At 56.3% G+C, this 7,262-nt stretch carries 7 protein-coding genes; all 7 read left to right on the forward strand.

The annotated features are described in order from the left end of the window. The first annotated feature begins 68 nt into the window (after positions 1-68). Entirely contained in the window at positions 69-1,298 is a 1,230-nt protein-coding gene (locus tag DIE23_RS36435; RefSeq protein WP_208457541.1) for an ABC transporter substrate-binding protein, read from the forward strand. A 42-nt stretch (positions 1,299-1,340) separates the two neighbouring features. After that, complete coding sequence (locus DIE23_RS36440) at positions 1,341-2,216, forward strand: ABC transporter ATP-binding protein (protein ID WP_124617405.1); 876 nt, start codon at positions 1,341-1,343, stop codon at positions 2,214-2,216. A gap of 2 nt (positions 2,217-2,218) precedes the next feature. Next, complete coding sequence (locus tag DIE23_RS36445) at positions 2,219-2,929, forward strand: ABC transporter ATP-binding protein (RefSeq protein ID WP_124617407.1); 711 nt, start codon at positions 2,219-2,221, stop codon at positions 2,927-2,929. Positions 2,930-2,931: 2 nt separating this feature from the next. Then, positions 2,932-3,801 carry a branched-chain amino acid ABC transporter permease gene (locus DIE23_RS36450; protein ID WP_124617409.1) on the forward strand — a complete coding sequence of 290 codons (870 nt, stop codon included), beginning with the start codon at positions 2,932-2,934 and terminating at the stop codon, positions 3,799-3,801. Between the two features lies 1 nt (position 3,802). After that, positions 3,803-4,846 carry a branched-chain amino acid ABC transporter permease gene (locus DIE23_RS36455; protein ID WP_124617411.1) on the forward strand — a complete coding sequence of 348 codons (1,044 nt, stop codon included), beginning with the start codon at positions 3,803-3,805 and terminating at the stop codon, positions 4,844-4,846. Between the two features lie 41 nt (positions 4,847-4,887). After that, positions 4,888-5,697, forward strand: coding sequence for an SDR family oxidoreductase (locus DIE23_RS36460; RefSeq protein ID WP_185646600.1), 810 nt, complete (start codon positions 4,888-4,890; stop codon positions 5,695-5,697). 73 nt (positions 5,698-5,770) lie between these two features. Beyond that, positions 5,771-6,802 (forward strand): amidohydrolase, encoded by a 1,032-nt coding sequence (locus tag DIE23_RS36465; RefSeq protein ID WP_124617415.1) that lies wholly within the window; start codon positions 5,771-5,773, stop codon positions 6,800-6,802. Positions 6,803-7,262: the final 460 nt, after the last annotated feature.

The raw sequence follows: 7,262 nt of genomic DNA on the forward strand, positions 1-7,262 counted from the left end.
TCCGGCATCGGATTCGATTCCGGTAATTTCATATGAATCCATAGGATTCCAAAATTCAAAGGTAGACCATGAAACAATTGATCGCATACGTGCTCTCGGCCACGTTAGCCATGTCCATGGCCGTTTCAGCGACGCCGGCACAAGCACAAAACGCGAAGTACTCGGACGGCGTCATTCGCATCGGCATTCTCAACGACCGTAGCGGCCCATACGCGGACCTGAGCGGCGAAGGTTCGGTTATCGCGGCACGCATGGCAGCGGACGAATTCGGAAACAAGGTCAATGGCATCCCCATTGAAATCGTTTCTGCAGACCATCGGAACAAGCCGGATATCGGCGCGGCGATCGCTCGTAAGTGGTATGACGCCGATCATGTTGACGTCATTGCGGACATCACGAACTCGGCCGTCAGCCTTGCGATCAACGGTCTCGTCAAGGACCGCAAGAAACTGGTGCTGCACAATTCCGCCGCCGCCGAATTGTCCGGGAAAGCTTGCACGCCCCATTCAGTTCAGTGGCAATACAACGTTTACGCGGCAACGAGCGGCATCGTCACCAAGCAAATGGTCGATGCCGGAATGAATACGTTCTTCATCATCGCTGTCGACTACGCGCTTGGTCAGTCGATTTCGAACGTTTTCAAAGCGTCGGTAGCTCGAGCCGGCGGCAAGATTGTGGGAGAAGTACGCCATCCGCTCAATACAACCGACTTCAGCTCGTATCTGCTTCAGGCCCAATCCTCAGGCGCAAAGGCCGTCATGCTCGCTGATGCTGGGGCAGATCTTGCAACGGTTGTTACACAGGCTCGCGAGTTCGGCCTTACACCGAAGGTACAACTGTTGACCGGCGCACTGACTTCCGACGCTGTCCGTTCTGCCGGATTGAATTCCATGCAAGGCTTGATGGCGATTTCCTGGTATGAAATGAATCGGAATGATGCAGCGAAGGCGTGGGCAAAAAGGTTCGCCGCAAAAAATGGCGGCAAGTTGCCAACCGAACCGCAGGCATCCACGTATTCGTCGGTTCGGAGCTACCTGAAGGCAATTCAGGAGGCCGGTACCGACGACGCGGACGTCGTGATGGCCAAACTTCGTGAGATGACGATCAATGACGCGTTCGCGAGCAACGGCCATATCCGCCCCGACGGCATCATGGCTCATGACATGTATCTCGTCCGGATGAAGGCACCTGCACAATCGTCCGGTGATGGAGATTTCGCCAACGTCTTGCACGTCATCAACGGAAACGACGCAAATATCCCGCTTTCTCAAAGCGAATGCCCTCTGGTCAGGAAATAGATTGCGAAGTTCAGGCTTGACTCGAGATTAGGAGAATCCGACATGCAAACTACGCATCGTCGATGGACCACGCGCGCGGCGGACAATTTGTCCGACCGCGACGACGCGGGACCACGGAATCAAGCGGTCATCGATCACGGTTCATCGCTCGCCGCCGAGGCTTCACAGGCCCCTGTACTGTTGGCTACGCAGCTGACCAAACAATTCTCAGGCTCCGTCGTAGTTAATGGTGCGAGTCTGGCAGTCAAACGAGGAAGTATTCATGCATTGATCGGCCCCAACGGCGCCGGTAAGACCACAATGTTCAATATGTTGTCGGGATTCCTTCCTCCGACTTCGGGCACGATTCAGTTCGATGGTGTCGACGTCACCGGAGAGAGTCCAGCTGCGATTGCTCGTCGAGGGCTCGTGCGCTCTTTCCAGATTTCGGCGACGTTTGGTCATCTGAGCGTGCACGAGAACATCAGGGTTGCCCTGCAGCGCCGTTCCGGTATGGCGACTCAGTTCTGGCGGTCCGATGCAATGCTCCGCCGGCTGGACGAGCGCGCAGACCAGCTGCTGGAAATGGTCAATTTGACTGTGCATCGTGATGTCCTGGCCGCAAATCTGAGCTATGGACGAAAGCGCATGCTCGAAGTCGCGACGACGCTCGCCGTCGATCCCGCTCTGCTTTTGCTCGACGAGCCGATGGCTGGTATGGGGCATGAAGACATTGACCACGTGGTATCGCTCATTCGCGATATCTCGGTGGGACGCACCATCCTGATGGTCGAACACAATCTTTCGGTGGTCCGTGGCCTGTGTGACACGATCACTGTTCTACAACGCGGCCAAGTCATCGCGGAAGGTACATACGACGAAGTCTCCAGTTCGCCGGAGGTACGCGAGGCATACATCGGAACAGAGGACGAAGAGTGATCATGTCAACGCACGCAACAGCTCTTCATATCGATTCGCTCGAAGCATGGTACGGCGAAAGTCAGGTGCTCTTTGGTGCATCGTTAGACGTCCAGAAAGGCGAGACGGTTACGCTACTGGGCCGCAACGGGGCAGGAAAAACCACCACTCTGCGCAGCATCGTCGGACTGGTCCGTCGCCGAAATGGCTCAATCACGCTTGGGCAAAAAGATCTTCTCGCCCTGCCGGCACACAAGATCGCCCGTACGGGCTTGGGATATGTGCCCGAGGAACGGGGCATATTCGCAAGCCTATCTGTCGAAGAGAACCTCACGCTGCCACCACAGATTGCAGAGAGCGGACTCTCTATCTCCGAGATTTACCGCATGTTTCCCAATCTCGAGGAGCGTCGTCGTACTCCGGGCACGAAACTCTCCGGGGGAGAACAGCAAATGCTCGCCATCGCTCGAGTGTTGCGTACCGGTGTCCGGTTCATTCTCCTCGACGAACCCACGGAAGGTCTTGCACCAGTGATCGTCCAACGAATTGGCGACCTGCTTCGCAAGCTCAAAGAGCTCGGCTATACGATTCTGCTGGTCGAGCAAAACTTCCGGTTCGCCGCGAAGATCGCCGATCGGTTCTACGTGATGGAACACGGACAGATCATTGATGCGTTGAGCGCGGCCGAAGTTAAGAATCGCGCCGGTGCTTTGCATCAATATCTTGGGGTATAGGCATGAACATATCCGCTCTCTTCGGGCAGCTGCTGGTGGGGCTGATCAACGGCTCGTTCTACGCAATGCTTTCGCTCGGCGTCGCAGTCGTATTCGGCTTGCTGCAAATCGTCAACTTCGCGCATGGAACGTTGTACATGCTCGGAGCGTTTCTGGCCTGGCTGGCATTGGAGCGAATCGGTCTGAACTACTGGGCCGCGCTGGTCGTCATCCCGTTGCTGGTTGCCTTCATCGGAGCACTCATCGAGCGAGGGATGCTGTCACGCCTCCGTGGACTCGATCCGATCTACGGGTTCTTGTTGACCTTCGGCATCTCACTGGTGGTCGAAGGCATGTTCACGTACTGGTTTGGATCGTCGGGCCGTCCATATTCACCGCCTAGCGAATTGCGGGGCGGTATAGACGTCGGTGTGGCGTTCGTCCCGATATATCGGTTGTGGATCGTCGCAGCCTCACTCCTCGTTTGTCTGTCGACATGGTTTCTCATCGAACGGACTCGTCTCGGTGCGACCATGCGATCGGCAACCGAAAATGCGCCGCTGGTGCAGGTATTTGGCATCAATGTACCCGTGCTAGTTACATTGACTTACGCGGGAGCTGCCGGTCTTGCCGCTCTCGCCGGCGTTCTCGCAGCGCCGATCTTTCAGGTCAGTTCGCATATGGGATCCCAGTTGCTCATTCTTGTCTTCGCCGTGGTCGTGATCGGGGGCATGGGATCGATTCTCGGCGCGATTGTGACTGGATACGCACTCGGCATCGTCGAAGGCGTAACCAAGTTTGCCTACCCGCAAGGCGCGAGTATTGTGATCTTTGTTGTCATGGCGGCGGTTCTGCTTGTCAAGCCGGGCGGACTTTTCGGAAGGAAGAACTGAAATGAACGATGTAACGTCTGGCCCGGCATCGGGTCAACCACGTCGTCGAAATCAATCGACGATTGTTGGACCATTGGTCGTCGTCGCGCTATTAGCAGCGGCACCCGCCGTGGTGTATCCAGTTTTCGTCATGAAGCTGATGTGCTATGTGCTGTTTGCCGCGTCGTTCGACCTTCTGCTTGGTTACGCCGGCCTTCTCTCGTTTGGGCATGCGGCTTTCCTCGGGACAGGTGCTTACCTGACTGCCTACGCCGCGCAAGCTTGGGGACTCGATCCGCTTCTGTGTCTTCTCGTCGGGATGGTCGCGGCTGCATTGGTCGGTACCGTAATGGGATTCCTGGCGATCCGCCGAAAAGGTATCGAATTCGCGATGATCACTCTAGCGTTGGCTCAGGTAGTCGAGTTCATAGCGCAACAGGCGTCATTTACAGGCGGCGAAGACGGGATCCATGATGTGCCTCGAGGTTACGTGTTTGGGTTGATCGACCTGAACAATGTAACGGCGATCTACATCACCATGTTGGTTCTCTTTGTGGTCGGCATGTTCGTGCTTTGGCGCACGATCAATTCGCCATTCGGACACGTACTGAAAGCCATTCGTGACCATGAGGATCGTGCAATTTCCCTTGGATACGACGTCAATCGCTACAAGCTGATCGCATTCGTTATCGCGTCGGTGATCGCCGGTCTAGCTGGCGGAATGAAGGCAATCGTCTTTCAGCTCGCAACGCTCGATGATGCAAGTTTCCACGTGTCTGGAGCGGTAATTCTGATGGTCTTGCTCGGGGGTGTTGGCACGCTGTACGGACCGCTCATCGGTGCCACGATCGTAGTTGCCCTTGAAAGTGCGCTGGCCACTTCCGAGTTTCCAGCTCCAGTCATCACCGGTGCCGTGTTCATCCTGTGTGTGTTGATGTTCCGGCGCGGCGTAGTCGGCGAGATCGTGAACTGGCTGGCGGAACGCCAAACGCGAACCTCTCGCCCGCGTCGAGGCGAAGCAGCGCCGCCTACGCATACATCGGACGCACATTCGATCGACAGCTGAGACAAACGTCCTCTTCAAAGTACAAGACTCAAGGAGATACCGTGACCCAACTCGTTCCAGGACAAGTTGTCGTCGTAACCGGAGGAGCCACGGGAATTGGATTCGCGCTGGCCGAAGCATTTGCCAGCCACGGCCTGCGGATCGCCCTCGCCGATATCGATTCAGAAGGCTTGCAGTCAGCGACCGAACGGCTGGCCAACCGTGGTGTGACGGTTATCGGTGTTCACACCGATGTAGCCGATCGCGACTCTGTTCGCTCATTGCGCCGGCAGGTCCTGTCGCAGTTCGGCACGGTCGACATTATTTGTAACAACGCCGGCATCTATCAAGTTCTCGACTCGATCTGGAACATCGATCCCGTCCAGTGGCGTCGATTATTCGACATCAACTACTGGGGCGTCGTTCATGGTATCCAGGAATTCGTCCCGCTGTTCTTGGCGCGCGGGTCAGGACATGTGGTCAATACCGCATCGATGTCAGGACTCTCGACTGTACCCGGCTCTGCGGACTACGGTTCATCAAAGCATGCGGTCATCGCGCTTTCCGAAACGCTGCGTGCCGATCTCGATCTTGCTGGCGCAACGGCAATCGGCGTGACCGTTTTGTGCCCGTCCATCGTGGGTACAACAATGGGCGAACGGGCCTTGACATTTCTCACGCAATCGGCCGGCGATCGCAGTGCTATCGGCAGTGGTCCGAATCTCGTGAACGTAATCACCTCTGAAGCCGTCGCCACAGCTGCCGTGCTGGGGATCGAGAGGAACCTGCTTCACGTTACCCCGACGCCCGGCTCGCGCGATCGCTTCCTGAAGCGAATTCAACCAATTCTGGAAAATTGGCAAATCACATGAACTACGGATTTCATGCGAACCCGTCTGGAATCTGACGGCCTCAATTTAGCAAGACTAAGAACTGGATAAAAGTATGAGCATATTCGCCAGCATTCACCCGCCCAATGAGGCGTGGCTTTCTCGCGCAGAACCAGAACCGGTGGTTGATTCCGATCTTCCCATCATCGATACGCACCTCCACCTGTGGGAGTTTAACGGCCATCGATATCTTCTTGATGAGTACGTCCGCGACCTGGAAACTTGCGGTCACAACGTGGTGGCGTCTGTATTCGTCGAATGTTTTTCGATGTATCGGGCGGAAGGCCCTGAGCATCTCAAGTACGTCGGAGAAACGGAATTCGCAGTCGGCATGGCTGCGATGGCTGCAAGTGGGAAGTACACGCGTTCCCGCGTTGCCAGCGGCATCGTGGGATACGCCGATCTAACGCTTGGCGACAAAACCTTCGAGGTCGTCAAAGCGCATATTGACGCTGCAAACGGGCGCTTCAGGGGTGTACGCCAGCGCGCAAAGTGGGACGCGGATCCAGTGGTCAAAGGCCGATACAGTGCGGATCGTCCTGGACTATATCTTGACCCTGCATTCGGGCGAGGAATCGATCTGCTGACCTCGCACGGCCTGTCATTCGATGCAAGCATCTATCACCCCCAGCTTCCAGACGTGACGGCTTTGGCGCGTGCTCATCCGGATGCAAATATCGTCCTGATCCACTGCGGCAGTCCGGTGGGGCACAGTTCATATTCCGGAAAGGAGGCGGAGAATCATGCGGTTTGGCTCTCGGGAATGCGTGAACTCGCCAAGTGTCCGAATGTCACGGTCAAGCTTGGAGGCATTCTCATGAATGTCGCCAACTTCGATTTCATCAAAGCTGAGGCGCCACCAACGTCACGTCAGTTGGCCCAGCTCTGGCGGCCCTGGATTGAGCCTTGCATTGAATTGTTTGGCGCAGACCGATGCATGGTCTCGTCGAATTTTCCGGTGGACAAGGCCGGATTCGGCTATGGAACGGTCTGGAACATGTTCAAGCATATCGCCTCGGAATGCTCGGCCAACGAGAAGCAGTTGATTTTCAGCGAAACCGCGAAGCGCATATACCGGCTGACGTGAATGTCTGCGTCGGAGAGATGCCCCACTCTGCGCGGAGTTACCGCCGGTGGCGCGATTTCACCGGCGCACCTCCCTTTTTCACGAGCGACGGATCGCGCCGTTTGCCTCTCGTCCGGATCCGCTTTACTCCCTGACTGGAATTGCCCATTCTGCAATCAAATTCATCGACCATGAGGGACGTGTCACGAAAGAACGCAAGGCTGCCCTTCTTACTGACGACTTCGTTTTTTCTTGAGGCACCACGATGGCATCACGACAAACTCTGGATTTCGGATATATTTGACTTCAAGCTGTACTGCGTGAATCACGGCCGAAGCCACGCAATCGGTTGCAGCGTCTCGCAACGCCCTTCGGGAATCGGGTTCCTGCCGGATGGAACCCCCTGTCACGGGGCGGCGTTATGGAGCCAATCCGGGGGCGGCGTAATGAGGCCACCTGATGGGCGGCGCAATGGAGCCAG

It is taken from the genome of Burkholderia sp. Bp9143 (assembly GCF_003853645.1).
GTDB lineage: Bacteria > Pseudomonadota > Gammaproteobacteria > Burkholderiales > Burkholderiaceae > Burkholderia.